At 68.9% G+C, this 24,037-nt stretch carries 26 protein-coding genes and 1 pseudogene; 13 read left to right on the forward strand and 14 right to left on the reverse strand.

Annotated features, from left to right (window positions below; genetic code table 11):
• Positions 1-49 precede the first annotated feature (49 nt).
• Entirely contained in the window at positions 50-2,134 is a 2,085-nt protein-coding gene (locus ACIQPR_RS01065) for a putative Ig domain-containing protein (protein ID WP_403640005.1), read from the forward strand.
• Between the two features lie 127 nt (positions 2,135-2,261).
• Positions 2,262-2,723: a hypothetical protein gene (locus ACIQPR_RS01070; protein WP_403640007.1), complete on the forward strand. Its 462-nt coding sequence runs from the start codon at positions 2,262-2,264 to the stop codon at positions 2,721-2,723.
• On the opposite strand, the gene ACIQPR_RS01075 is transcribed toward ACIQPR_RS01070, so the two are convergent.
• Positions 2,698-2,856, reverse strand: coding sequence for a hypothetical protein (locus ACIQPR_RS01075; protein ID WP_403640010.1), 159 nt, complete (start codon positions 2,854-2,856; stop codon positions 2,698-2,700). The two genes, ACIQPR_RS01070 and ACIQPR_RS01075, sit on opposite strands and share 26 nt — an antisense overlap.
• 93 nt (positions 2,857-2,949) lie before the next feature.
• Between ACIQPR_RS01075 and ACIQPR_RS01080 the strand changes: the two genes are divergently transcribed.
• Positions 2,950-3,912 carry a GlxA family transcriptional regulator gene (locus ACIQPR_RS01080; protein ID WP_403640013.1) on the forward strand — a complete coding sequence of 321 codons (963 nt, stop codon included), beginning with the start codon at positions 2,950-2,952 and terminating at the stop codon, positions 3,910-3,912.
• 16 nt (positions 3,913-3,928) lie between these two features.
• On the opposite strand, the gene ACIQPR_RS01085 is transcribed toward ACIQPR_RS01080, so the two are convergent.
• The 10 genes from ACIQPR_RS01085 to ACIQPR_RS01130 all read right to left on the reverse strand — a co-directional run bounded on the left by ACIQPR_RS01085 (position 3,929) and on the right by ACIQPR_RS01130 (position 13,854).
• Positions 3,929-5,299, reverse strand: a complete 1,371-nt coding sequence (locus tag ACIQPR_RS01085) for a cytochrome P450 (protein WP_403640016.1) — start codon at positions 5,297-5,299, stop codon at positions 3,929-3,931.
• The gene (gene cyc1 / locus ACIQPR_RS01090) at positions 5,296-6,393 is read right to left on the reverse strand and encodes an epi-isozizaene synthase (RefSeq protein WP_403640019.1); all 1,098 of its coding nucleotides are present in this window, start codon (positions 6,391-6,393) and stop codon (positions 5,296-5,298) included. The genes ACIQPR_RS01085 and cyc1 overlap by 4 nt, the downstream gene beginning before the upstream one ends.
• A gap of 289 nt (positions 6,394-6,682) precedes the next feature.
• Positions 6,683-7,333 carry a peptide deformylase gene (def, locus tag ACIQPR_RS01095; protein ID WP_403640022.1) on the reverse strand — a complete coding sequence of 217 codons (651 nt, stop codon included), beginning with the start codon at positions 7,331-7,333 and terminating at the stop codon, positions 6,683-6,685.
• A gap of 100 nt (positions 7,334-7,433) precedes the next feature.
• Positions 7,434-8,414, reverse strand: coding sequence for a tetratricopeptide repeat protein (locus tag ACIQPR_RS01100; RefSeq protein WP_403640025.1), 981 nt, complete (start codon positions 8,412-8,414; stop codon positions 7,434-7,436).
• Between the two features lie 104 nt (positions 8,415-8,518).
• Positions 8,519-9,769 (reverse strand): HD-GYP domain-containing protein, encoded by a 1,251-nt coding sequence (locus ACIQPR_RS01105; RefSeq protein WP_403640028.1) that lies wholly within the window; start codon positions 9,767-9,769, stop codon positions 8,519-8,521.
• Positions 9,766-11,073, reverse strand: a complete 1,308-nt coding sequence (locus tag ACIQPR_RS01110) for an HD-GYP domain-containing protein (RefSeq protein WP_403640031.1) — start codon at positions 11,071-11,073, stop codon at positions 9,766-9,768. The genes ACIQPR_RS01105 and ACIQPR_RS01110 overlap by 4 nt, the downstream gene beginning before the upstream one ends.
• Positions 11,074-11,188: 115 nt before the next feature.
• Entirely contained in the window at positions 11,189-11,491 is a 303-nt protein-coding gene (gene rsrA / locus ACIQPR_RS01115) for a mycothiol system anti-sigma-R factor (RefSeq protein WP_403640034.1), read from the reverse strand.
• Positions 11,488-12,171 (reverse strand): RNA polymerase sigma factor SigR, encoded by a 684-nt coding sequence (gene sigR, locus ACIQPR_RS01120; RefSeq protein WP_019072149.1) that lies wholly within the window; start codon positions 12,169-12,171, stop codon positions 11,488-11,490. The genes rsrA and sigR overlap by 4 nt, the downstream gene beginning before the upstream one ends.
• 236 nt (positions 12,172-12,407) lie before the next feature.
• Positions 12,408-13,037 carry an alpha/beta family hydrolase gene (locus tag ACIQPR_RS01125; protein ID WP_403640037.1) on the reverse strand — a complete coding sequence of 210 codons (630 nt, stop codon included), beginning with the start codon at positions 13,035-13,037 and terminating at the stop codon, positions 12,408-12,410.
• Position 13,038: 1 nt separating this feature from the next.
• Positions 13,039-13,854 (reverse strand): SOS response-associated peptidase, encoded by an 816-nt coding sequence (locus ACIQPR_RS01130; protein WP_403640040.1) that lies wholly within the window; start codon positions 13,852-13,854, stop codon positions 13,039-13,041.
• A 50-nt stretch (positions 13,855-13,904) separates the two neighbouring features.
• On the opposite strand from ACIQPR_RS01130, the gene ACIQPR_RS01135 reads away from it, so the two are divergent.
• The 4 genes from ACIQPR_RS01135 (at position 13,905) to ACIQPR_RS01150 (ending at position 17,471) form a co-directional block, all read left to right on the forward strand.
• The gene (locus ACIQPR_RS01135) at positions 13,905-14,627 is read left to right on the forward strand and encodes a M50 family metallopeptidase (RefSeq protein WP_403640043.1); all 723 of its coding nucleotides are present in this window, start codon (positions 13,905-13,907) and stop codon (positions 14,625-14,627) included.
• 87 nt (positions 14,628-14,714) lie between these two features.
• Positions 14,715-16,037: a 3-phosphoshikimate 1-carboxyvinyltransferase gene (gene aroA, locus ACIQPR_RS01140; RefSeq protein ID WP_403640046.1), complete on the forward strand. Its 1,323-nt coding sequence runs from the start codon at positions 14,715-14,717 to the stop codon at positions 16,035-16,037.
• 12 nt (positions 16,038-16,049) lie between these two features.
• The gene (gene rsgA / locus ACIQPR_RS01145; protein ID WP_403640049.1) at positions 16,050-17,060 is read left to right on the forward strand and encodes a ribosome small subunit-dependent GTPase A; all 1,011 of its coding nucleotides are present in this window, start codon (positions 16,050-16,052) and stop codon (positions 17,058-17,060) included.
• Positions 17,061-17,147: 87 nt separating this feature from the next.
• Complete coding sequence (locus ACIQPR_RS01150) at positions 17,148-17,471, forward strand: DMT family transporter (protein ID WP_403640052.1); 324 nt, start codon at positions 17,148-17,150, stop codon at positions 17,469-17,471.
• Between the two features lie 95 nt (positions 17,472-17,566).
• Here ACIQPR_RS01150 and ACIQPR_RS01155 read toward each other — a convergent pair whose 3' ends face one another.
• Positions 17,567-18,169: a TetR/AcrR family transcriptional regulator gene (locus tag ACIQPR_RS01155; RefSeq protein ID WP_403640055.1), complete on the reverse strand. Its 603-nt coding sequence runs from the start codon at positions 18,167-18,169 to the stop codon at positions 17,567-17,569.
• 227 nt (positions 18,170-18,396) lie between these two features.
• Between ACIQPR_RS01155 and hisN the strand changes: the two genes are divergently transcribed.
• Complete coding sequence (gene hisN, locus ACIQPR_RS01160; RefSeq protein ID WP_403640058.1) at positions 18,397-19,197, forward strand: histidinol-phosphatase; 801 nt, start codon at positions 18,397-18,399, stop codon at positions 19,195-19,197.
• A gap of 37 nt (positions 19,198-19,234) precedes the next feature.
• On the opposite strand, the pseudogene ACIQPR_RS01165 reads toward hisN, so the two are convergent.
• Positions 19,235-19,378 (reverse strand): annotated as a pseudogene (locus ACIQPR_RS01165) (site-specific integrase); the annotation flags it as partial.
• Positions 19,379-19,750: 372 nt separating this feature from the next.
• A complete protein-coding gene (locus ACIQPR_RS01170) occupies positions 19,751-20,068 on the reverse strand; it encodes a DUF6415 family natural product biosynthesis protein (RefSeq protein WP_403640061.1) in 318 nt (105 codons plus the stop codon).
• Positions 20,069-20,366: 298 nt separating this feature from the next.
• Between ACIQPR_RS01170 and ACIQPR_RS01175 the strand changes: the two genes are divergently transcribed.
• From ACIQPR_RS01175 to ACIQPR_RS01195, 5 genes are all read left to right on the forward strand, one after another.
• Positions 20,367-20,627 carry a hypothetical protein gene (locus tag ACIQPR_RS01175; protein WP_403640064.1) on the forward strand — a complete coding sequence of 87 codons (261 nt, stop codon included), beginning with the start codon at positions 20,367-20,369 and terminating at the stop codon, positions 20,625-20,627.
• Positions 20,599-21,126, forward strand: coding sequence for a DUF6879 family protein (locus ACIQPR_RS01180; RefSeq protein ID WP_403640067.1), 528 nt, complete (start codon positions 20,599-20,601; stop codon positions 21,124-21,126). The genes ACIQPR_RS01175 and ACIQPR_RS01180 overlap by 29 nt, the downstream gene beginning before the upstream one ends.
• A 24-nt stretch (positions 21,127-21,150) precedes the next feature.
• Entirely contained in the window at positions 21,151-22,002 is an 852-nt protein-coding gene (locus ACIQPR_RS01185) for a helix-turn-helix domain-containing protein (protein WP_403640070.1), read from the forward strand.
• Positions 22,003-22,272: 270 nt separating this feature from the next.
• Positions 22,273-23,532 (forward strand): ImmA/IrrE family metallo-endopeptidase, encoded by a 1,260-nt coding sequence (locus ACIQPR_RS01190; protein ID WP_403640073.1) that lies wholly within the window; start codon positions 22,273-22,275, stop codon positions 23,530-23,532.
• Positions 23,533-23,571: 39 nt separating this feature from the next.
• Positions 23,572-23,928 (forward strand): hypothetical protein, encoded by a 357-nt coding sequence (locus ACIQPR_RS01195; RefSeq protein ID WP_403640076.1) that lies wholly within the window; start codon positions 23,572-23,574, stop codon positions 23,926-23,928.
• Positions 23,929-24,037: the final 109 nt, after the last annotated feature.

The following is a 24,037-nucleotide window of genomic DNA, read 5'->3' on the forward strand; positions in this document are numbered from 1 at the left end:
CCACGCCGAGGAACCCCACTCCAATCGACTCGACGGAGGCAGTACCCCCATGCGTGAGAAGCCCAGACGAAGCCTGCGAAGAATCCTTACGGCAGCGCTGCCCGCCCTCGCCCTGAGCGTCTTCGGCCTGGTGGCCGCGGCGCCCGCCGGCGCGCAGCCGGTCACCCACGCCACCACCCAGTCCGCGCAGGTCTCGAAGGTCGCGCAGAACGCCAAGGCGCTGACCGCCCCCGCGGCCCAGGCCGTCCACTCGACCGGCAAGGCCGGGCAGAAGGTGCCGACCGAGCACCTGTGCGCGACCGCGGCCCCGGGCCACGCGGCCTGTTTCGCCCAGCGGCGCACCGACATCAAGCAGAAGCTGGCCGCCGCCGTGCACGCGGACGCCGCCGCGGCCGTGTCCGGCCTCAGCCCGGCCAACCTGCACAGCGCGTACGCGCTGCCCTCGACCGGCGGTTCCGGCCTGACGGTCGCCGTGGTCGACGCGTACAACGACCCCAACGCGGCCTCGGACCTGGCCACTTACCGCTCGAACTTCGGCCTGTCCGCCTGCACGGTGGCCAGCGGCTGCTTCAAGCAGGTCAGCCAGACCGGCTCGACCACCTCCCTGCCGACCAACGACAGCGGCTGGGCGGGCGAGGAAGCGCTCGACATCGACATGGTCAGCGCGGTCTGCCCGAACTGCAACATCATTCTGGTGGAGGCCAGTTCGGCCACCGACTCCGACCTCGGCACCGCCGAGAACGAGGCCGTGGCGCTGGGCGCGAAGTTCGTCTCCAACAGCTGGGGCGGCTCCGAGTCCTCCTCGCAGACCAGCGAGGACACCTCGTACTTCAAGCACCCGGGTGTCGCGATCACCGTCTCCTCCGGTGACGAGGCCTACGGCGCCGAGTACCCGGCGACGTCCCAGTACGTGACGGCCGTCGGCGGCACCGCCCTCTCCACCTCGTCCAACACCCGCGGCTGGACCGAGTCCGTGTGGAAGACGAGCAGCACCGAGGGCACCGGTTCCGGCTGCTCGGCGTACGACTCGAAGCCGTCCTGGCAGACCGACACCGGCTGCACCAAGCGCATGGAGGCCGACGTCTCCGCCGTCGCCGACCCCGCCACCGGCGTGGCCGTCTACGACACCTACGGCGGCTCCGGCTGGGCGGTCTACGGCGGCACCAGCGCCTCGTCCCCGATCATCGCGGGCGTCTACGCGCTGGCCGGCGCCCCGGGCACCAGCGACTACCCGGCGAAGTACCCCTACTCCCACACCAGCAACCTGTACGACGTCACCAGCGGCAACAACGGCTCCTGCTCGACGGCGTACTTCTGCACCGCCGAGACCGGCTACGACGGCCCGACCGGCTGGGGCACCCCGGACGGCACCGCCGCCTTCACCGCCGGCACCACGACCGGCAACACGGTGACCGTCACCAACCCGGGCAGCCAGTCCACCGCGACCGGCTCCACGGCCAGCCTCCAGATCTCGGCCACGGACAGCGCGAGCGCGACCCTCACCTACAGCGCGAGCGGCCTGCCCACCGGCCTGTCGATCAGCAGCTCGACCGGGCTGATCTCCGGCACCGCGTCCACCGCCGGCACCTACGCCGTGACGGTGACCGCGACCGACTCCACCGGCGCCTCCGGCTCGGCCTCCTTCACCTGGACGGTCAGCACCTCCGGCAGCGGCACCTGCACCTCGTCCCAGCTCCTGGGCAACCCGGGCTTCGAGTCGGGCAACACCACCTGGACCGCGAGCAGCGGTGTCATCACCAACTCCAGCAGTGAGGCCGCGCACGCGGGCTCGTACTACGCCTGGCTCGACGGCTACGGCTCGACCCACACCGACACGCTCTCCCAGTCGGTGACGATCCCGAGCGGCTGCACGGCCACGACGTTCACCTTCTACCTGCACATCGACACGGCCGAGACCACCACCAGCACCGCGTACGACAAGCTGACGGTCACCGCCGGTTCGACCACCCTGGCCACCTACTCCAACCTCAACGCGGCCAGCGGTTATGTCGCGAAGTCCTTCAGCCTGTCGGCCTTCGCCGGCAGCACGGTCACGCTGAAGTTCAGCGGGGTCGAGGACTCCTCGCTCCAGACCAGCTTCGTCGTCGACGACACCGCCGTCACGACCGGCTGACACCCTCATGAGCTGAGCCCCGGCCGTCTCGCAGCGGCCGGGGCTCTGTCATGTCCACGAATACTTCACTTCCCGCGGCGGATCCGGATGCGTCCGTGACACGTCAAAGGGGCAAGGAGGTCCCCCCATGCGTCGATCCACCCTCGCCCCGTCCCTCGCCGTCGCCACCCTGGCACTCGCCCTCACGGGCTGCGGCGGCACGAAGTCCGACACCGGCAGCGGCAGTGTCTCGCCGTCCTCGTCCCCCACACCGAGCAGGAGCGCTCCGGCCTGCACGGCGAAGGAGCAGCTGGCCGCCACCGACAGCAACGGCACGTTCTGTCTGAAGACCGGCAGTACGGTCCGGATTCTGCTGGACGGGACGGCGACCCGGCCGTGGACGCAGGTCAAGACCGCCGGCAGCGGCCTGGAGGCCACCAACAGCGGGATCCTGATCCGGCCCGGTGACGCGAGCAACGCGTTCAAGGCGGTCTCGGCCGGGACCGTGAAGCTCACGTCGTCCCGGCCGCTGTGCGCGACGGCTCCGCACAAGATCTCGTGCAAGGGCATTCAGGAGTGGTCGGTCACCGTCGTGGTGACGAAGCCATGATCCGGTGGGCGGTCCGGATCTGACGGTCGATGCGCCGCTCGTGCGCGATGCCGAGCAGCGACGGGAACGCCACGACGACGAAGATGCCGAAGACGGTCAGAAGGGCGATGAGGTTGTCCGCGACTGTGTTCATGGACACTACTGTCCCGCTTTACACTCCTTACCGTGAGTGGCAGTACTGCCGTACACCCTCGATTTACTGCCAGATCCGGCGCACACTGGCGGCATGCTGAGAAACGTGGCCGTGGTCCTGCTCGACGGCGTGCATCCCTTCGAACTCGGCGTCGTCTGCGAGGTGTTCGGCCTCGACCGCAGCGACGAGGGCCTGCCGGTCTACGACTTCGCGGTCGCCTCGGCCGAGGGGCCGACGCTCGCCACCCACGCGGGCTTCTCGCTGGCCGTCGGGCACGGGCTGGAGCGGCTGGAGAGCGCGGACCTGATCGCCGTACCGGCCGGCGCGGCCTACGCGGCGCGGGAGTACCCGCCGGAACTGCTCGACGCGCTGCGGCGGGCCGTGGACCGGGGTGCCCGGGTGCTCAGCGTCTGCTCCGGGGTGTTCGTGCTGGCGGCGGCCGGGCTGCTGGACGGGCGGCGGTGCGCGGTGCACTGGCACCACGCGGAGCTGCTGGCAAAGCGGTACCCGAAGGTCGTCGTGGAGCCGGACGTGCTGTACGTCGACGCGGACCCGGTGATCACCTCCGCCGGTACGGCCGCCGGTATCGACGCGTGTCTGCACATCGTGCGCAAGGAGCAGGGCCCGGAGGTCGCCAACGCCATCGCCCGGCGGATGGTCGTACCGCCGCACCGCGACGGGGGCCAGGCGCAGTACATCGAGCGGCCGTTGCCGCGCTCGCAGTGCGACACGGTGGGCGAGGTGCTGGTGTGGATGGCCGAGCACCTCGACCAGGAGGTCACCGTCGAACAGCTCGCCGCGCGGGCCCACATGTCGCCGCGGACCTTCGCGCGCCGTTTCCAGCAGGAGACCGGGACCACGCCGTACCGCTGGATCCTGCGTCAACGGGTGCTGCTGGCACAGCAGTTGCTGGAGGGGACGGACGAGACGATGGACACCATCGCCTGGCGCGCCGGCTTCGGCACCGCGCCGGCGCTGCGCCATCAGTTCGTCCGCGCGCTGGGCACCACGCCGCACGCCTACCGGCGCACGTTCAGGGGCCCGGAAGCCGCCTGAACGCACGCCTGCCGCCTCACCTGGGGATCGGCCTGACCATCAGCCGGTGCGGGTGGAGGGTGATGCCGACGCGGGTGGTGTCGTAGGAACCGGACACCCGCTCGAAGCGGTACCTCGTCGCCACCGCCGCCGTGATCAGGCTCAGCAGGGCCATCGAGAAGTGGTCGCTGGGACACTTCCGGTTGCCCACGCTGAACGGGCTCATGGCGAACTTCGGTACGTCCTTGGACCGTTCCGGAAGCCAGCGGTCGGGGTCGAACTCCTCGTTGCGCGCATACGAGCGGGGGTCGCGCTGGATCGCGTAGGGGCTGTAGATGATGTCGGCCCCGGCCGGAATCCGATAGCCGCCCAGTTCGGTGTCGGTGACCGCCCGCCGCGTCAATATCCAAACGGCGGGCCACAGCCGCAGGGTCTCGACGAGGACATTGTTGGTGTGGGTGAGCGCGCGGACGTCGTCGAATGCCACCGGGCGTCCGCCCGTCACGGATTCAACTTCCGCACATACCTTGTCGGCGTGTTCCGGGTGTTCGGTGAGGACCTGGAGCAGCGACATGATCGTGGACGCGACGGTTTCACTTCCGGGGGTGAGGATCGCGACCACCTGGTCGTGGATCTCCTGTTCCCCGATCGGGTCGCCATTCTCGTCGGTCGCCTCCAGCAGCGCCGTCAGCAAATCGTCCGGCTTTTGACCAGATGCCCGGCGTTCGGCGACGATCTCGTCGACGAGGAGATGCAAATCGGCCAGTGCCCGGTCGAATTCGCGGTTGGCCGGAAGAGGCAGCCGGTAGAGCGGTCCGGCCGGGACGACCATCCGCCGGTACATGCCCCGGAACACGGTGGCGAGCGCGAGGCACAGCCGCTCGGCGCGCTCGTCCATGAAGTCGCCGCGCAGCAGACAGCGGGCCGCGATCCGCACCGCGACCCTGAAGGCCTCGGAGGTGCAGTCGACCGTCCCGCCGTGTCGCCAGCGTTCGGTGAGCGCGTGCGCCTCCTCCTCCATGATCGCCCCGTAGCCGGGGATCGCGTCGAGCCGGAACGCGGGCTGGATGATGCGCCGTTGGCGCCGGTGGGTGGGCCCGTTGGCGGTGGCCACCCCTTCCTTGCCGAGCAGTCCCTCCAGGGACTCCCACAGCGGGCCCGCGATGATGTAGTCGGGGCTCAGCGCCACCGCCCCGGTGAGGGCCGGCGCGGTGACGGCGTACACCGTCTTGGGGCCGAGGCGCAGCCGGACCACGTCACCGTGGTCGCGGAGCCCGGCCATGAAGGCCAGCGGGTCGCGGACCAGCTTCCAGCCGTGGCCGAGAAGCGGGACACCGCCGCCCGCGACGGGCGGCTCGGGGGTCTCCGGCACCTCGGGGGGAGCGGGCTTCACAGACTCGACGGTCATTTCTCACCTGCCGCTTCGTTGTCGACGTACGGGGGTGTGGACCGGTCGTCCCAGCTGTCGACCATGTAACGGCCGGACTCGTGGTGGAACCAGTAGACGGAGCTGAACCAGTTGCGCATATTGCCGAGACAGGACCGTACGGCCGCGTTCAATTCCATTCCGTGTACGGTGCCGTCGTCGAGCCGGTCGGCGAACCGTAAGGTCTCCTGCTCCGCGACGAGGAATCCGGTTATGCATTCCTCTATCCGGCACCGGAGTTCGGCGACCGCTTCCTCAAGAGTCAGCCCCTCGTGTTTGATGAGACTGATTCCCAGATTGTGGACCTCGTCGCCCGCGATTTCCTTGGGCAGTGAGCAGAGGTCGTTGTACCAGGCGGCGAATTCCTGACTGAGCAGGGCCGCCCGCCGGAATCCCGGGTGTTTCCGTACACGGTCCGGGAGTTCGCAGCCCGCGCTCGCCTCCAGGAGATCGGTCCAGATCCAGTGGGCGAAGGTGAGCCGGCGCAGTGCGAGATATTCCTCGACCGTGGGAATGATCCCCTCGGTGCGATTGCGGAATTCCCGGTCGTAGGCCTCGATCACCGCGTGGAAGTGCCGGGCGAACCGGGCGTTCCAACTGGCCGGGAGGAACGAGTAGATCCGCGTCACGCTGTCGGCGAACCCCGCGACCAGGGGATCCGGGTGAAGCAGGTGGTGACGTGGTGCGTCCAGCGCGGCGTGCAGGCGGAACCTGAGCCGGCGCCAGGCGTCGGGCCGGTCGTACACGATGTCCCGGTCGTGGCGGTCGTCCCAGACGAAGAACCACGCGCTGTAGTCCGCTATCGCCTGGAGCACCTCGTCCGGTGCGCCCAAGTAGTACCCGGCCATCAAGTCCGTGTAGCAAAGACCGTCGGCATATTCGCGTACCTTGTCCGCCGGCATGAGACGCTTTTCCAGCAGCCAGACACGGGTCTTCTCCTGGAGCCTCGGCCAATACGGATGCAGTCGCCGGGGAAACGCCGCCTCGATCACCGGGAGAGAGAGCGATGGTGGAACCGCGATCGCCGTCGTCGCCGACGTCGATGCCGTTGTGGTGCTGTGCGAGAAAGCAGGCACGAACAAACCCCTCTCAGCCGCCAGTTGCGCACGCCCCTCCCGCCGTGCCGGGCGTGCGCCGTTGCGTATCCCCGCACTTCCCATTCAGCACCACAACTGACCGTTCTGGGAACGGATTTGCTCCCTTCACTACCCCCAAGTGCCGAGAATCCCCCCTTGTCTGACTGATTTTGGATCACTACGAGAGCGGAAACGATCGAATGTGCGACGGACATGCGAACGGCGCCTGGTCAGGGAGGTGCACCTGAACAGACGCCGTACGGAAGGGGGTTGTGATCGTCCCTGGGACTCAGTCGTTGGCGACCACGGGGTAGCGGGGCTCGTTCTCGGCCATCTGCCGCAGCGCGTCCTTGCGGTCACGCTTGGAGAGCCGGTCGATGTAGAGGTAGCCGTAGAGGTGATCGGTCTCGTGCTGGAGGCAGCGGGCGAAGTAGCCGGTGCCGCGGACCTTGATCGGGTTGCCCCGCTCGTCCTGCCCGGTCACCTCGGCGTAGTCGGGCCGCGCGAGCGGCGCGTACGCGGTCGGCACCGACAGGCACCCCTCGTTGCTCTCGTCCAGGTGCCGCTTGTCGGCGGGCAGATCGACCGGCTTCGGGTTGCACACGACACCGACGTGCCGCTTGCCCTCGTCGTCCTGGCAGTCGTAGACGAAGACCTTCAGACCGACTCCGATCTGGTTGGCGGCGAGGCCGACGCCCTCGGCGGTGCGCTGCGAGGCGAACATGTCCGCGACCAGCGTCTCCAGCTCGTCGCCGAACTCGGTGACGTCCGCGCACTCCTTGTGCAGCACCGGATTCCCGACGACCGTGATCGCCCGCGAGGTCCCGCGCTCCCGCCAGGCGTTCTCGCGCTCCTCCGCCTCTTCGGTGTCGATGACGAAGCCCTCGTCGTCCACGGGGAGCACGCCCGCGTGCTGCTGATCGGTGTCCTGCTGAGCCATGCCGACGGAAGCCTTCCTCAAAGCCAAGGGGGTGAGTTGCTGATACAGGGTACGTGCAGCGCCCCCTCAGGGGTGCGGGACCGCGGCCGAAGCCCCGGCCTCAGCAGACCTCTTCCAGATCGCGCCAGTCCCGGGAGTCCGGGCTGTCCGCGACCCACCCGTCCAGCAGCCCCCGTACCAGCGAAGCCGGCGCGGCCAGGCCGCACTCGCGCTCCGGCACCCACAACTGCCCGTCCGTCCGGTGCCCCAGCGGCCCAGGGTGCCCCGGCTCGCTGTGGTCGTGCGGATCGAGGTGCTCCCCGTCGCCCTCGTCGGACGGCATCCGCGACTCCGAACACATCCGGCACAGCAACCGCACCGACGACGACCAGTCCTCCGCCGCGAACCCCGCGTCGGCCGCCAACTGCTCCAACGCGTCCCGGTCCGCCTCGGCGGCGGCCTCCAGCAGCACCACCCACGTCGGCACGGGCGACGGCGCCCACAGCTCGATCTCGTCGAACACGGGGTAGGAGTGCCCGGCCGCGGTCGTCCGCTCACCGTGCGGCACCCCGTCGTGCAGCACGACCTCGCCCCAACGTCGCCCGGACGAGGGAAGCGGAATGGACAGCACCTCGATCCGCGCCGGATCCAGCCGCCGCCCCCACACCACCTCGGCCTCGCCCTCGGGCGACAGCCGCACGGCCGCGCTGCCGAGGTCCATCCCGGCCGGTTCGCCCGCCGCGGCGACCCCGCCCGGGACCCGCAGCCCGTACGCCTGCCAGGCCCGCCGGGCCAGCGGCCAGTCCTGGAGGGCGGTGGCCGCGATGCCCACGTTCCACCAGTCGGGGGCGCCGGCCTCCCGCTCCAGCAGCGCGACCGCGCGGAGCCCGGCCGCCCTGGCCTGCTCCCAGTCGTGCCGGAACTTGTGCAGCAGGGCGAGATTGAACCAGGACTCGGACAGCCAGGGTTCCAGATCGGCGGCACGTGTCAGCAACGCGCCCGCGTCCTCGTAGCGACCGTCGCCGATCAGCGTGAACGCGCGGTCGGTGGCCTGCCGCCAGGAGGCGGAGGGCCGGTGCCGTCCCTTGCCGAAGATCCTCACGATTCCCGCCTGCCAGTTCCGTTCAGTGGGCTGGCTCTGCCCCCGGACACCCTCTTCTTCGCATCCAACCACGTACGGCTGGGAGGGCGCTCATTACCCATGGGTTACCCAGCCGAGGGCAAGGTCAGACAGTCCCGGGTCAGTACCCGGGCCAGCGCTTCCACGACTTCGGGAGCGTAGTCCCCGGCGGTCCCCAGGCGCAGCTCCTCCAGCGCCCGGAGGGGCCCGCCGGGGCCGCCTGCCCGGGTTTTCTCCTCGTACGCGTTCACCGCCCGGACGATCCGCGCGGACACCGGCTGCTCCCGGCACGGATCGGCCTGCCGCTCCACGACGGCCGCGACCTGGGGACTCACCCCGGTCTGCCGTACGACGGCCCCGCCGAGCAGGGCTATCCGCCGCTGTTCGGCCACGGGGAGTACGGCGGTGGCGCCGGCCGGTACCGGGTCGACGAGGCTGAGCTGGCCGATGTCGTGCATCAGGGCGGCGTACTCCAGGACGGTGAGGTCGGGTGCGGACAGCCCCATGTCCCGCCCGACCGCCCGGCAGAGCGCGGCGACGCGGTGGGCGTGCCCGGCCGGGGTGTATCCGGCGATCTCGGTGGAGCGGGCGAGGGAGGCGATGGTCTGCCGGTAGGTGGTCCGTACGGCCGCGTAGCGCCGGAAGGACAGCTGGGTCAGCAGCAGCGGCACGGAGAAGACGGGCAGCGCCCACAGCCCCACCACGGCGACCGCGAGCGCCATCACCGCGCCGGTCGCGCAGACCGCGGACCCGATGCCGGGCATCCCGCGCAGCTCGTCGCGGAGCAGCGGGCCGAAGGGCCAGCGGGTGCGGGAGTGGGCGAGCGCGGCGGCGAGCACGGCGTCGCACAGGGCGGTGAGGGAGAGCAGCGCGAGCAGCAGGAGGGCGTAGGCGGGTCCGCCCCAGTGCTTGAACACGCCCTGGTTGTACAGGGGTTGGAAGCAGACGGCGGCGAAGCCGACCGTGAGGGTGCGGCGCGCCAGCTGGTCGCGGGTGCCGGTGTGGCCGCGCGCGATGTGCGGCACGCAGCCGACGAGGGAGGCGGCGACGACCACGGTGACGACCTGGAGGACGCCGTGGTGGGTGGCCCGGCCTGCGTCGGCGCCGAGGAGGGCGTAGGAGAGGGCGCCGGCGGCGCCGAGCGGGGCGGTTTCGCGCAGCCCGGTCGGGCCGGTCCAGCGGATCGACTCGCCCACGGCGACGAGGAGTCCGAAGGCGAGGGCGACTCCGCGCGCCTCGACGCCGGTCCAGAGGGTGTGGGCGAGGGAGGTGGTGGCGAGGAGTGCGGCGCAGGTGTGGATGAGGGTGCGGGGCAGGGGGTCGCGGCGCGCTGTCATCGGCGTGCTCCGGGCCGGCTCACGACGGGCGCGGGCGGTGGCACGAGGTCGGCGGGCTCGTCCGCGGTCACGGCGGGCCGCCAGCCGTACTTGCCGAGGGCCAGCACCAGCGCGTCCACCATCCGCGGATCGAACTGCGCCCCCGCGCACCGCTCCAGCTCCGCGAGCGCGGCCGGCACCGGGCGGGCCCGCCGGTAGGAGCGGGTCGACGTCATCGCGTCGAAGGCGTCGGCGACGGCCACCACCCGTGCGGACTCCGGGATCTGACCGCCCAGCAGGCCGTAGGGGTATCCGCTGCCGTCAAGCCGTTCGTGGTGGTGCAGGACGGCCGCTCTGGCCTCGCCGAGGAAGGCGATCCCGCGCACGATCTCGTGGCCGTACTCGGGATGCAGTTCGATGACCCGGCGTTCCTCGGGGGTGAGCGGGCCGTCCTTGCGGAGCAGCCGGGTGGGCACGCCGAGTTTGCCGACGTCGTGCAGGATCCCGGCGAAGCGCAGGACCTCGACCCGCGCGTCGTCCATGCCCAGCTCCCGCGCGATCATCATCGACGCCTGGCCGACCCGCTCGCTGTGGCCGCGGGTGTAGCCGTCCTTGATGTCGACGGCCTGGACGAGGGCGCGGATGGTGGCCTGGTGGGCCGCGTGTTCGCGGTGGTACTGGGCGAACACCCACCAGGACACGCCCATCGGCAGCAGCACGAGCAGCGCGGCGACCGGGCCGTAGGGGCTGCGCCACAGGACGGCCATCATCAGTCCGGCGAGCCCGTGGACGCCGATGGGTGCCAGGGACCGCAGGAACAGGCCCCGCCAGGCGCGGCGCAGCGGCAGCCGCTCGGCCACCGCGAGAATGCCGCCGTCGAGGACGGTCAGGACCAGGCAGAAGACGAGGACGGCGGCCAGGGCGGGCAGCAGGGCGTAGGGGAAGTCGGAGGCGACGACCGCGTCCCGGCCGCCCAGCGCCCAGTGGACGCGGCCCGCGGCCCACACGGCGAGGGCGAGCTGTGCGGCCCGCCAGCCGCGCCGGAGCCAGGGCGAGCCCTGGGTGACGTGGGAGAACAGCGCGCCCGGCAGCGGTACGAGCGCGGCGGCGGGCGGGGGCAGGAGGAAGGCCGCGGCCAGCAGCACGGGGTAGAAGGTGCCCGCGAACCGGCGCCGGGCGATCTGCTCGCAGCCCGCGTACAGGGCCGCGAGCAGGGCGACCGCCCACCAGGGTGCGTGGACGGCCGGCAGCGGCAGCAGGCAGAACAGGGCGCCCGCGACGGCACAGAGGACGTACGCCCGTGCCCGTGCCGGTGTCGCCTCCATGGCTGACGCCCTTCCCCCCGACCATGCCTGTCCAGGCCGAGGAGCCTAGGGCGGTCAGGGGGCGGCAGCGGGCTCATCGCCCGGGGATTAGCACATTCGAGTGACGACAGTCCGTTCAGGACTCCTGCGGGGAGGCGGTCACGTCATGCTCGGGCACGACCTGCCCCGACCGGATCATCTCCAGGCGTCCCATCACCTTGGAGCGCAGGTCCGACGGCACGTCGTCCTGTCCGCAGCACCGCTTCACGAGCTTCTTCACGGCCTGCTCCAGGCCGTACTTCTCCAGGCACGGCGAGCACTCCTCGAAGTGCACCTCGAACTTGGTGCAGTCCGCGTCCGGCATCTCTCTGTCGAGGAACTCGTAGAGATGGTCGAGGACTTCACTGCAGTCCGTCTCGTGCGGCTCTCCGCAGCTCATGAGCCCGAGCCTTTCGCTTCGTTCGACTCTCCGGCGCCGGCCGGGACCAGTCCGCGGTCACGCGCGTAGTCCTCCAGCATGCCGCGCAGTTGACGGCGGCCCCGGTGCAGCCGGGACATCACCGTACCGATGGGTGTCCCCATGATGTCCGCGATCTCCTTGTACGCAAAGCCCTCTACGTCGGCGAGATACACGGCGATGCGGAATTCCTCCGGAATGGCCTGGAGGGCTTCCTTCACATCCGAGTCGGGCAGGTGGTCGAGCGCCTGCGACTCGGCCGAGCGCAGACCCGTCGACATGTGCGACTCGGCGCGCGCGAGCTGCCAGTCCTCGATCTCCTCGGCCGCGGAGCGCTGGGGTTCGCGCTGCTTCTTGCGGTACGAGTTGATGAACGTGTTGGTGAGGATGCGGTACAGCCACGCCTTGAGGTTGGTGCCCTCGCGGAACTGGTGGAAGGACGCGTACGCCTTGGCGTAGGTCTCCTGCACCAGGTCCTCGGCGTCGGCCGGGTTGCGGGTCATGCGCAGCGCGGCCGAGTACATCTGGTCGAGGAATTCGAGCGCGTCCCGCTCGAAGCGCGCGCTGCGCTCCGCCGTCGACTCCGTGCTCGTGCCCTGGCCCTCGGGCTGCTCCGCCTGGCCGTGTTCGGTCCCTGCGTCGGTACCGGGAACCGGACCCACCTCCTCAAGATTCCGGGCGGCAACGAAGCCGATGCCACCAGAATCGGAGGATAGACGACGATCCGGTCCGCCCGCCGCCCCAATAGGGGTGGCCTTGGCCGCGTGCAGCACCGACCAGTCGAGGTCGGGGCGGCTGCCACGGGACGGGCAGAAGGTCGAACCCATGCGGAGGACTTCCTTTCTACGACTCTCTGTGCCCTCCACAACAGCGGTAAGGGTCCCGGCATTCCCACCCTTCACCCGAGTGTTCGAGTCCACTCCAGCACGCGCCCGGAGATGATCTCCAGGGCCTCCTCCTGAGCGATCTCCGCCCGCTTCGGCACCGCGAAACCATGGTCGCCGCAGGGCACCTCGACCAGCTCGAAGTCGCCCTCGGGGAACTCCGCCGGTTTCCCGAAGGGGTCGTTGCCGCCCTGCACGACGAGCGTGGGCACCCCGGCGCCGAGCAGTTCGGCGGCCCGTGACTTCTCCGGCTTGCCGGGCGGGTGCAGCGGGAAGCTCAGGGCGAGGACGGCGGCGGCGCCCAGTTCCGTCGCCGTACGGCAGGCCACGCGGGCGCCCGCGCTGCGGCCGGCGGAGATCACCGGCAGCCCGGGCTTCGCGACGGTCGGCCAGATCCCCCGCCAGCCCACGTCGAGCGTCTTCGGCGCGGGCGCCACCTTCTTGCCGGCCACCCGCCAGGGCTGCTCGACCAGCGCGACGGTCACCCCGTGCGCGGGGAGGACGGCGGCCAGGGCCTGGAGGTCCCGGGCCTCGATGCCACCGCCCGCGCCATGACCGACGGCGAGGACGAGCCGCGCCTTGCGGGCCGGGTGCCAGGTGACGCGGGCCGCGCCCGCGTCCGTATCGACGATGATCTCGCTCACATCAGAAGAGTGTGCCCTCCTCGGGCCCCTCCAGTTCCTTCAGCAGCTCCGGTCCGTTGTTGCGGACGTTGCTGACGGCCGTGGACACCGGATAGGCGCGCATCAGCCCGGTGGGCGGCGGGGCGAGCAGCTCGCGCAGCTCGTCCGGGTCGGTACGGGCCGGGTCTAGCCAGGCGTCCCAGCGGTCCGGGGTCAGCATGAGGGGCATCCGGGGGTGGATGTCGGCGAGCGCGTACGGCCCGTCCGCCGGGGCGACCGCGAGCGGGGTCGTCTCCGCCTCGGTGGTGATCACCGAGCAGGTGACCCACCAGGACAGCGGATGGTCGTCGGGCAGCGTCCGGTCCCGCCAGAACTCGTACAGCCCGGCCATCGCGAACACCGACCCGTCGGCCGGGAGCACGAAGTACGGCTGCTTGCGCTGCCGCTTCTTCTTCCCCTCGACCTCCAGCTCGCGTTCGTCCCTGGCGGTGACCCACTCGTAGTAGCCGTCGGCGGGGATGACGCAGCGGCGGGCCGCGAAGGCGCGGCGGAACGAGGGCTTCTCGTGCACGGTCTCCGCGCGGGCGTTGATCATCCGCGCACCGCCCTCGGGGGTCTTCGACCAGCTCGGCACGAGCCCCCACTTCAGCTTGCGCAGCTGGCGAACCGGCCTCGGACTGTCCGCGTCCTTAAGTGGACGGTCCAGGACTGCATAGACCTCCTTGGTCGGGGCCACGTTGTAGTCGGGGGCGAGAACCTCCTCGGGCTCCCACTTCTCGATCTCAAAGACTCCTGCGAGATCCTCGGGCCCACGACTAGCTGCATACCGTCCGCACATACGTGCAACACTGCCAGACTCGACGACCACCTCGGGAGCCTTCGCCGCCCATGGAAAGCACCGCAATCGCCTCGATACCAGCCCTCTGGGACGAGGTCTTCGGCAGCCAGCCGGACCCGGACCTGTGGGTGGTGATCGCCACCCTGGTCGCCGCGCTCGCCGTGGTCGTCCCGCACGGGCTGTGGCGCGTCTCCCGCAACGCCATCACCATCGCCCACGAGGGCGGCCACGGTCTGGTGGCGCTGCTGACCGGCCGCCAGCTCACCGGCATCCGCCTGCACTCCGACACCAGCGGCCTCACCGTCAGCCGGGGCAAGCCGCACGGCCTCGGCATGATCCTCACGGCCGCGGCCGGCTACACCGCTCCCCCGCTCCTGGGCCTGGGCGGCGCCGCTCTCCTGGCCGCCGGTCACATCACGCTCCTGCTGTGGCTGTCGACCCTGCTGCTGATCGCCATGCTGGTGATGATCCGCAACGCCTACGGCGCCCTGACGGTGATCCTCAGCGGCGCGGCCTTCCTCCTGGTGTCCTGGCTGACGGGCCCGCAGGTGCAGGCGGCGTTCGCGTACGCGGTGGTGTGGTTCCTGCTGCTGGGCGGAGTGCGGCCCGCCTTCGAGCTCCAGGCGAAGCGGTCGAGGGGCGGGGCCGGGGACTCCGACGCGGACCAGTTGGCGCGGCTGACGCACGTACCGGCGGGCCTGTGGCTGTTCCTGTTCCACCTGGTGTCGCTGTGCTCGCTGATCGGCGGCGGACGGTGGCTGCTGGAACTGTGACGGTCCCCGAAGGGGCGAGTCACCAGGGGCGCGACCGGCCCCGACGGCGCGGCACCCGCACGACGACCTCCTTATACAGTGGGGCCCATGGCCCCGAACGAAACCGCCCTCTGGCCCGCCCCGCACGCCCGCGGAGCCGTCGACGCGACGGTCCACGTCCCCGGGTCCAAGTCGGTCACCAACCGCGCCCTCGTCCTCGCCGCCCTCGCCAGCGAACCGGGCTGGCTCCGCCGCCCGCTCCGCTCCCGGGACACCCTCCTCATGGCGGGCGCCCTGCGCGCGATGGGCGTGGGCATCGAAGAGGGCGTGGGCACGGAGAAGGGCTCCGGCGAGTTCTGGCGGGTCATCCCCTCGGGCCTGCGCGGCCCGGCCGCGGTGGACGTCGGCAACGCGGGCACCGTGATGCGTTTCCTCCCCCCGGTCGCCGCGCTGGCCGACGGCCCCGTCCGCTTCGACGGCGACCCCAGGTCGTACGAGCGCCCGCTGCACGGTGTGATCGACGCCCTGCGCGTGCTCGGGGCCCGCATCGACGACGAGGGCCGGGGCGCGCTGCCGCTGACGGTCCACGGGGGCGGTGCGCTGGACGGCGGCCCGGTGTCGATCGACGCGTCGTCCTCGTCGCAGTTCGTGTCGGCGCTCCTGCTCTCGGGCCCGCGCTTCAACATGGGCGTCGAGGTCCGCCACACCGGCTCCTCCCTGCCGTCCCTGCCCCACATCCGGATGACCGTCGACATGCTGCGCGCGGTCGGCGCCCAGGTGGACACCCCGGAGTCGGGCGGTGAACCGAACGTCTGGCGGGTGACACCGGGCGCGCTGCTGGGCCGGGACCTGACCATCGAGCCGGATCTGTCGAACGCGCAGCCGTTCCTCGCGGCGGCGCTGGTGACCGGCGGCAAGGTCGTCGTACCGGACTGGCCCTCCCGTACCACCCAGCCCGGTGACCGGCTGCGGCAGATCTTCACCGAGATGGGTGGTTCCTGCGAACTCACCGACTACGGGCTGGAGTTCACCGGTTCGGGTGCGATCCACGGCATCGACGTGGACCTCGGCGAGGTCGGCGAGCTGACCCCGGGCATCGCGGCCGTCGCCGCCCTCGCGGACTCGCCGTCCACGCTGCGGGGCGTCTCGCACCTGCGGCTGCACGAGACGGACCGGCTGGCCGCGCTCACCAAGGAGATCAACGAGCTGGGCGGCGATGTCACCGAGACCGCCGACGGTCTGCACATCCGCCCGCGCCCGCTGCACGGCGGGGTCTTCCACACCTACGAGGACCACCGGATGGCGACGGCCGGGGCGATCATCGGCCTCGCGGTCGAGGGCGTGCGGATCGAGGACGTGGCGACGACCGCGAAGACGCTTCCGGACTTCCCCGATCTGTGGGCCGGGATGCTCGGGAGCGACGGGGCGTAGGGGACTCTCGCCATGCGCCGCTACGGCAAGCACACCGACGAGGACGACATCCGCCAGCGCCCGAACCGCAAGGGCAACCGGCCGCGCACCAACATCCGGCCCAAGCACGAGGAAGCGGTCGAGGGCATGGTCCTCACCGTCGACCGGGGCCGGCTGACCTGCCTGGTCGAGGACCGGGTGGTGATGGCGATCAAGGCCCGCGAACTGGGCCGCAAGGCCGCGGTGGTCGGCGACCGGGTGGCCATCATCGGCGACCTGTCCGGCGACAAGGACACCCTCGCGCGGATCGTCCGCATCGAGCCGCGCACCTCGGTGCTGCGCCGCACGGCCGACGACGACGACCCCTACGAGCGCGTGGTCGTCGCCAACGCCGACCAGCTCGCCATCGTCACCGCCCTCGCCGACCCCGAGCCGCGCCCCCGCCTCGTCGACCGCTGCCTGGTCGCCGCCTACGACGGCGGCCTCGAACCGCTGCTCGTGCTGACCAAGTCGGACCTGGCGTCCCCGGACCAACTCCTGGAGCTGTACGGCGCGTTGGGCGTGCCGTACGTGGTCACGAGCCGGGAGGAGCTGGAGAGCGGCACCGCCGTGGAGCGGGTCCGCAAGCAGCTCGACGGCAAGATCACCGCGTTCGTGGGGCACTCCGGGGTCGGCAAGACGACCCTGGTGAACGCGCTGGTGTCGTCGGACCGGCGGCGCAGCACCGGGATCGTCAACGCCGTCACCGGGCGCGGCCGGCACACCACGACCTCGGCGCGCGCGATCCCGCTGCCCGACGACTCGGGCTGGGTGGTCGACACCCCGGGCGTCCGTTCCTTCGGCCTGCACCACGTGGACCCGTCCCGGGTCATCAAGGCCTTCCCCGACCTGGAGCCCGGCACGGTCGACTGCCCCCGCGCGTGCAGCCACGACGAGCCGGACTGCGCCCTGGACCAGTGGGTCGCGGACGGCCACGCCGATCCGCAGCGGCTCTATTCGCTACGGCGGCTGCTGGCCACCCGGGAGCGGACGGAAGGCGACTGATCACCGGCCGACCATCGCGTGTTTGTGGGGACTCGAGTTCGGTAAGTGCATAATCGCACCGAGCCGGACAAACGGGAGGACAGCACAATGGCGTGGCTGCTGGTTGTCGTGGCCGGAATTCTGGAGACCGGGTTCGCCGTGTGCCTGAAGCTGTCCCACGGCTTCACGCGGCTGTGGCCCACGATCGCCTTCTGCGTCTTCGCCCTGGGCAGCTTCGGGCTCCTCACCCTCTCCCTGCGCAAGCTCGACGTGGGCCCCGCCTACGCGGTGTGGACCGGCATCGGGGCGGCCGGTACCGCGATCTACGGCATGGTCTTCCTCGGCGACCTGGTGTCGACGCTGAAGCTGGTGTCGATCAGCTTCGTCATCGTCGGCGTGATCGGGCTCCAACTGTCCGGTTCCGCGCACTGACGTTTCCGCGTACTGACATTTCCGCGTACTGACATTTCCGCGTACTGCCGTTCGGCGGGCCGCCGTTCCGCGGGCCGCCGTTCCGCGCGCTGAGGTCAGGTGGCGCCCAGCGCGCTGCGCACCAGTTCGCCGACACCGCCCTCCCCCGGCGGCGCGGCCACACAGGACAGGGCGAGGCGGACGACGAGTTCGCAGGAGCGGGCCAGGTCGGCGGTGTCCGGCCGGGCCGCGCCGGGTCCGGCGAGCGCGGCCACGGCACGGTCGCGGACGACGGCCACGAAGTCACCGGGCGAGGGCAGCGGCCCGTCGGCCCGGCGCTGCGCGGGCACGGCGGAGGAGGACGGCACGGCGGACAGAGTCGGTGAGGGCAGCCGCTCGCTCCAGCAGCCGGTGAGCATCGCCCGCACCAGCGCGTTCTCGCGGGCCGCCGACGTGGTCCACTCGGCGGTCGCGGTCAGCCGCTCACGGGCGTCGGCATGGGCGCCGAGGGCCCGGTCGACGCCGACGAGATAACCGTCGGCCTCCCTTCTGACCAGCGCCCGCGCGAGCCCCTCCTTGCTGCCGAACTCGTTGTACAGCGTCTGGCGGGACACTCCGGCGGCGGCGGCCACGTCCACCATCCGCACGGTGGACCACGACCTGCGTGCCAGCGCCGTATAGGCGGCGTCCAACAGGGATTCCCGCGCTGCAGGCATCATTCGCCTCCCGGGGGCGAGCGGCTCCGCGACCAGATTTGACGTGCGCGGGTGCACTGTCAAGGGTTCGCGGCTGCGGCGGGGGGCGCACTTCGGCCATCGCGCGCGGGAGCCGGGCCGTGCCCGGCGGGTCGCCGCCGGCCGGGGCATCCCGCCGGACGCCCCTCACCTCACGTTTCGCCCATCGGACCCGGTAGCCCCGCGCGGACCCCTGAAGATACGGTTCACGCATGGCCGACTATCACGATGACCTGCGCCTCGCCCACGTCCTCGCGGACGCCGCCGACGCCGCGACGACCGCGCGGTTCAAGGCGCTCGATCTCAAGGTCGAGACCAAGCCGGACATGACTCCGGTCAGCGAGGCGGACAAGGCCGCCGAGGAACTGATCCGCGGTCATCTCCAGCGCGCCCGCCCCCGGGACGCGGTCATCGGCGAGGAGTACGGCGTCGAGGGCACCGGCCCCCGCCGCTGGGTGATCGACCCGATCGACGGCACCAAGAACTATGTGCGCGGGGTCCCGGTGTGGGCCACGCTGATCTCCCTGACGGAGGCGGCGGAGGGCGGCTACCAGCCCGTCGTCGGCCTGGTCTCGGCGCCCGCGCTGGGCCGCCGCTGGTGGGCGGCGAAGGGCCACGGCGCCTACACGGGGCGCAGCCTGTCCTCCGCGTCCCGGCTGCGCGTCTCCCGGGTCTCGAAGCTGGCGGACGCGTCCTTCGCGTACTCCTCGCTCACCGGCTGGGAGGACCAGGGCCGGCTCGGCGGCTTCCTCGACCTGACCCGCGAGGTGTGGCGCACGCGCGCGTACGGCGACTTCTGGCCCTACATGATGGTCGCCGAGGGCTCGGTCGACATCTGCGCCGAACCGGAACTCTCCCTGTGGGACATGGCGGCGAACGCGATCATCGTCACCGAGGCCGGCGGCACCTTCACGGGCCTCGACGGCCGCCCGGGCCCGCACAGCGGCAACGCGGCGGCGTCGAACGGCATCCTGCACGACGAGTTCCTGGGGTATCTCAACCAGCGCTACTGACCTGACTTGCGGCCTGGCCTGTGCGTTTCCCCCTTACTCAGGTCCCCTGGGCCGTCGTGGGGCCGTCATCGGTCTTCGGGCCGACCTCGAACGCGCCGTTCACCGCTTCCCGCGTGCGCTTCTCGCTGCTCGGCATCAGGTGGGTGTAGGTCCGCAGCGTGAAGCCCGGGTCGTGGGCCCCGTCCACCCCGCGATCAGTAGGCGAGCCAGGATGCGCACCAGCGCGGTATCCGGCTCGACGAGGCCGGCGTGCTCGCGGTGTGCCCACACGTCCCGTCCTGGTCCGCTCATGCTCTCTTCGTGCCAGAGGTGAACTGCGTCATCAGGTCCGGTGATCGGTTCGTCGCAGTAGCGGCAGAAGCGCAGGGTCATGACGTACCCGCCGTATGCGTGTGGCAGGGACAGGTGCAGCGTGGCACCAGAACGAGGCCAGCCCCGTGGGGTAGTGGGATGTCCTTGGTCTGGCGGCAGTCCTGGTGCAGGTACTGGTAGCCGTCCCGGGCAGCCACCGCACACTCTGCGGAGCACGTCGAAGTGTCGTCGGTGGCTGCGGTCACCGGCGCGCGCCGAGGTTCTCGTAGTGGTCGCACAAAGCGTTCAAGGTGCGTGCCAGGCGTCGAGCATGGCCGACTTCTACGCCGAATCTGCGAATCGGCTCGGCGCGAAGTTTTCCCCTCGCCTCACCTACGCAGGCGAGCGCGCAGTACCGAGGGATGCTGTCTTTCTTCAACCGCCTGGCGGACTGCTCGACCTCGGGGATGAGCAGCTCCAAGTGGCCTCGAACCATCTGTGTCAGCGTCTCTAGTTCATCAGCCGTCGGCGGCAGCGCCATGGCGTCTGGGTCCAACAGAATCTGCGCGGTCTCGCGCATGACCGCAATGTCAGGGCGATCGGCTTGCCGACGCTCAGTGCCCTCGGATGCTGCGGTTGTGCGGTTCGCCATGTCGACCCCTGCCCCGTCGGCCGCACCCGGGGCCGTTCGCGTGGTCACCGGGTCTCATCGTGCCTCTTGAAGCTAGGAGCGCGATGCGCACCGTTACCAGCAATGTGCAGATGTTTGCATTTTGGCTGACTGACCCTGAATCACGGCGATTTTGACCTCTTGACCGGACGCGTCATCTATCGGAACGTGTCGCAAAGAACTGCACATCTCATGGATGGAGACGGTCATGTCGCTACGGTTCATCGGGATCGACCCCGACACCAAGACCGGGGACTCACCGACCGTGTGGGTTGACCAAGAGAAGGGCGAACTGGTCTTCCAAGGATGGAAGCCCGACTCCCAACTCGAAGCAGAGTGCGCCGCGTTCGAAGTGCCAGGTCATGCCGTCGGCATTCCGGTGGACGAGGCCGTCATCCGCGTCCCGGCCAGGATGGTGCACATGATCAGGGAGGCATGCGATGTCCTCGATCGTTCCGACGATCGCTGAACTCATGGACAATTGCACACGCTCCGCTGTGCACCTTGAGATGCGAGACCACTACGGCGTGGCCGCAGAGGCCGATGACTTCCGGGCATGGCTGGAGACCGGCCGTATCGACATCGACCCGGAGTCACCGGACTGGGCGCCTTGGGTGGACCTGGTCTCCCGCGCCGTTGCGCGCGGCGTCGGGGTACGGCGCGCGCGAATCGTGTCCGAACCCGTCACCGACTACATCCGCTACGAACACGCATCCACCGGCGTCAACGTGCACGCCGGCGAACAAGTGCGCTGGCTGCCCCGCCGAGGTGCCTCGGACATCGCCCTGCCGGGCAACGACTTCTGGCTCTTTGACGACCAGGTGATCCGGTGGGGCTACTTCTCCGGCGACGGGGCCATGATCGACCACGAGATCTCGCAGGACCCTGCCGCCGCGAAGCTCTGCACTGAGTCCTTCGAGGCCGTATGGTCGCGCGCGATCCCTCACGACCAGTACCAGATCCACTAACCAGAAAGCACCGGCAGCCAACCCATGCCCGCCTCGCCGTCCTCATCTGCCCAGGCCGCACGTGAAGCCGTCGCTCACCGGCTGCGCGACCTTCGCAAGGAAGCCGGCCTGACGGTCGTGCAGTTGGCTGCCGCGTGCGGCTGGCACTACTCCAAAACCTCGCGCATCGAGAACGCTCTCACCGGGCCGTCCGCGAACGACATCCGACGATGGTGCACCGCGACCGGTTCGGACAGACAAGCACAGGACCTCGTCGTGCAGTCCATCAGCGCCGAGTCGATGTACCGGCAGTGGCGCGACCAGGTCCGCGCCGGACTTCGCCACATCCAGGAAAGCAGGATGCAGGCGTCTCGCGAGACCCAGAACTTCCGGATCTACTCCTCCAGCATCGTCCCTGGGCCGTTGCAGACAGAGGGCTACGCCCTGGCCGTACTCGGTATCGCCGCCGACATCCACGACCTGGACACCGACGACAGCGCAGAGGCAGCGCGTGCGCGGCTCGAACGCTCCCGCATCATCCATGAGCAGGGGCACCGTTTCGTCGTGGTCATCGAGGAGGCCGTCCTCCACTCCCAGGTGGCCGACGCCGACGCGATGGCAGCGCAACTCGGCTACCTCCTCACCGCCGGAGCCCTACCGGCCGTCTCCCTCGGAGTCATCCCGATGACCATCCGTCGGACGCACTGGCCCGAAGAGACCTTTCACCTCTACGACGACAAGCACGTCTCCGTCGAGCTGGTGTCCGCCGAGGTGAACGTCACCCAGCCTTCCGAAATCGCCCTGTACGCGAAGGCATTCGAGCGGTTGTGCAGCATGGCCGTGTACGGCGCGGACGCTCGCGCTCTGATCGTGAAGGCCATCGAAGCCCTGCGCTAAGCCCGGTAGAAAATTCCTAGCTCCATCCGATCCCCGCGTGCGGCATGGCCCCCAGCGGGGCCTACGCTCCTGCCTCCGCCCCGCTCCAGCCCGGCCAGCACCGTTGCCGCGCTCACGCCAGGGAAAGATGTATGCCGTGGCTGGAGCGGCCGGTTCCACGGCTATACGGAGCCACTTTGGCGCGAGCCTGGAAACCACTCCACCGACCCTGCAGAATGTGTACCCTGGTGATGATGGCCGTTTCGCTGCAATAACAAAAGGGCTTATAAATTGATCGAGGACCCCTATTGGGCATGGCTGAAAGAAAATACAGGAAAGGGAAAATATTCACTAAGCGATACTCAACCCAGGACGTCAGTACGCTTGTTCACCGGTGATTTTGACGCCGCTGTTGAGGAGATATTCCGCATGAGGGATGGGTTCCTAGGAGACTACCCGGGGGACTTGTCCAACCCGAAGGGCTCCGAAGCCATGATGTGGGATATTGATGGATACTTAGATCCCACTAATGCACCTCTCAGTAGCAATTCACCCACCACCCCACCCATAGAGGTGGACTGGTACGAGCTAACAACACTGCACTTCCTGCTGCGCTCATCCATTGTCCTAGGCGAAGGCGTTGGCACCGAGGAGATAAAGCGCTTTGGAGAATTTAGCGAGCAATGCGCCAGACAAGCTCATTTCATTCTAGCGACACGCCAGGAACTACCAGCTCCAGTTTGGGTGAGAGATCTCGGCAACTCACTCAAGAGTTCCGGCGTGGCTTCCAGTGCCATCATTGACAAGATCACCATTTCAACAACACTAAAGAGTCAAATATACGCCTACAGCTATCCCGCACGGCACCGCATCGAAGTTTCGGCAGTTACTCGTGAACACTTGAGGATTGTAAATCTGATTCTTTGCTCCGTATCGAGTAGAATACTTGACCCGCGAACTAGGGCGAACTCCTTGGAAACGGGAAAGAATGTTGTAGATTTTTTGCTTCCTTATGTGTTTTCTCTATACTTTCCTCGTGTCAACTACAGCTCTCTTCCTATACCACGAGCACGCAACGGCGAGGTATTTTCCGTAGCACATCGCGCAGCGCAAGTTCAAGCCAAGTTCCTACTTGCACACGAATACGCCCACGTATTGAAGCATGACAATAGGAAACCTGGTCGGGAGTTGGAGCTTGAGGCCGATAACTTTGCCTACGATCTCCTCTTCGACCACCCGGAGTTCGGCGAGAGTGACGACTCCTACCTTATCTACATGTCGACTAAATGGCTATTTCTCTACCTATCGCTCGACAGGATCGTCGGGGCAGTCCTGTCAGACTACGATATCGACTGGGTGGACCTTCCAATACGCACTAGAGATGCACTAGTGATCCCGCGAGCTTCCAAGGTAACAGGCACCATAGAGCAACAGTCTCTTCAGCAGATGGGTGACATCCTTCTATTCAACGCGAAACACACCCTTAAAGCGCGGGGAATTGATTGGATCAAGTCGGCGGCGCGTGAATTTGAACTCCGCCACTGCTTCTAGTCGCACAAGCGATCGAACTAGTCAGCCAGGGAGAATCTGATGAACAAAGAAGAAAAGCAGACATTCCTTCTGCATCTGGAGGTTGATACTGGAGGAGCCTCACTGACTGATCAAAGTGTTCCACTCGTTGACAATTCGGATCTCCTTGTGGAGATCGTAGAAGATCAGGAGGATAGTCACGGATTTGGCTTGGCCGAGGTCATCACAATTAGCATTGCGGTTGGCTCAGGAGTAGCTTCTGAATTGATCGCTACATCCATCAAAAGCTCCGTGAAGGCCATCATTCGGAGGGTTAGGGGCAGAAATGGCGAGAGTGACGGAACTTCCAGTGGCCTAACAGCGGTCATTGAAGCGGAGCGACAGATTCAGAGCAATGAAATCCAAGAAAACACGTAAAAGTCCGCAATAAGGTCACGGGTCGATTAGCAGTAATCGAAACTGTTTACGTTCAATGCCGCCACTCCTACAAAAACCCTACGGACAGCAGCGAAGTACGTCACGCCGG

Source organism: Streptomyces sp. NPDC091280, from assembly GCF_044768565.1.
In the GTDB taxonomy this organism is placed as follows: Bacteria; Actinomycetota; Actinomycetes; order Streptomycetales; family Streptomycetaceae; genus Streptomyces.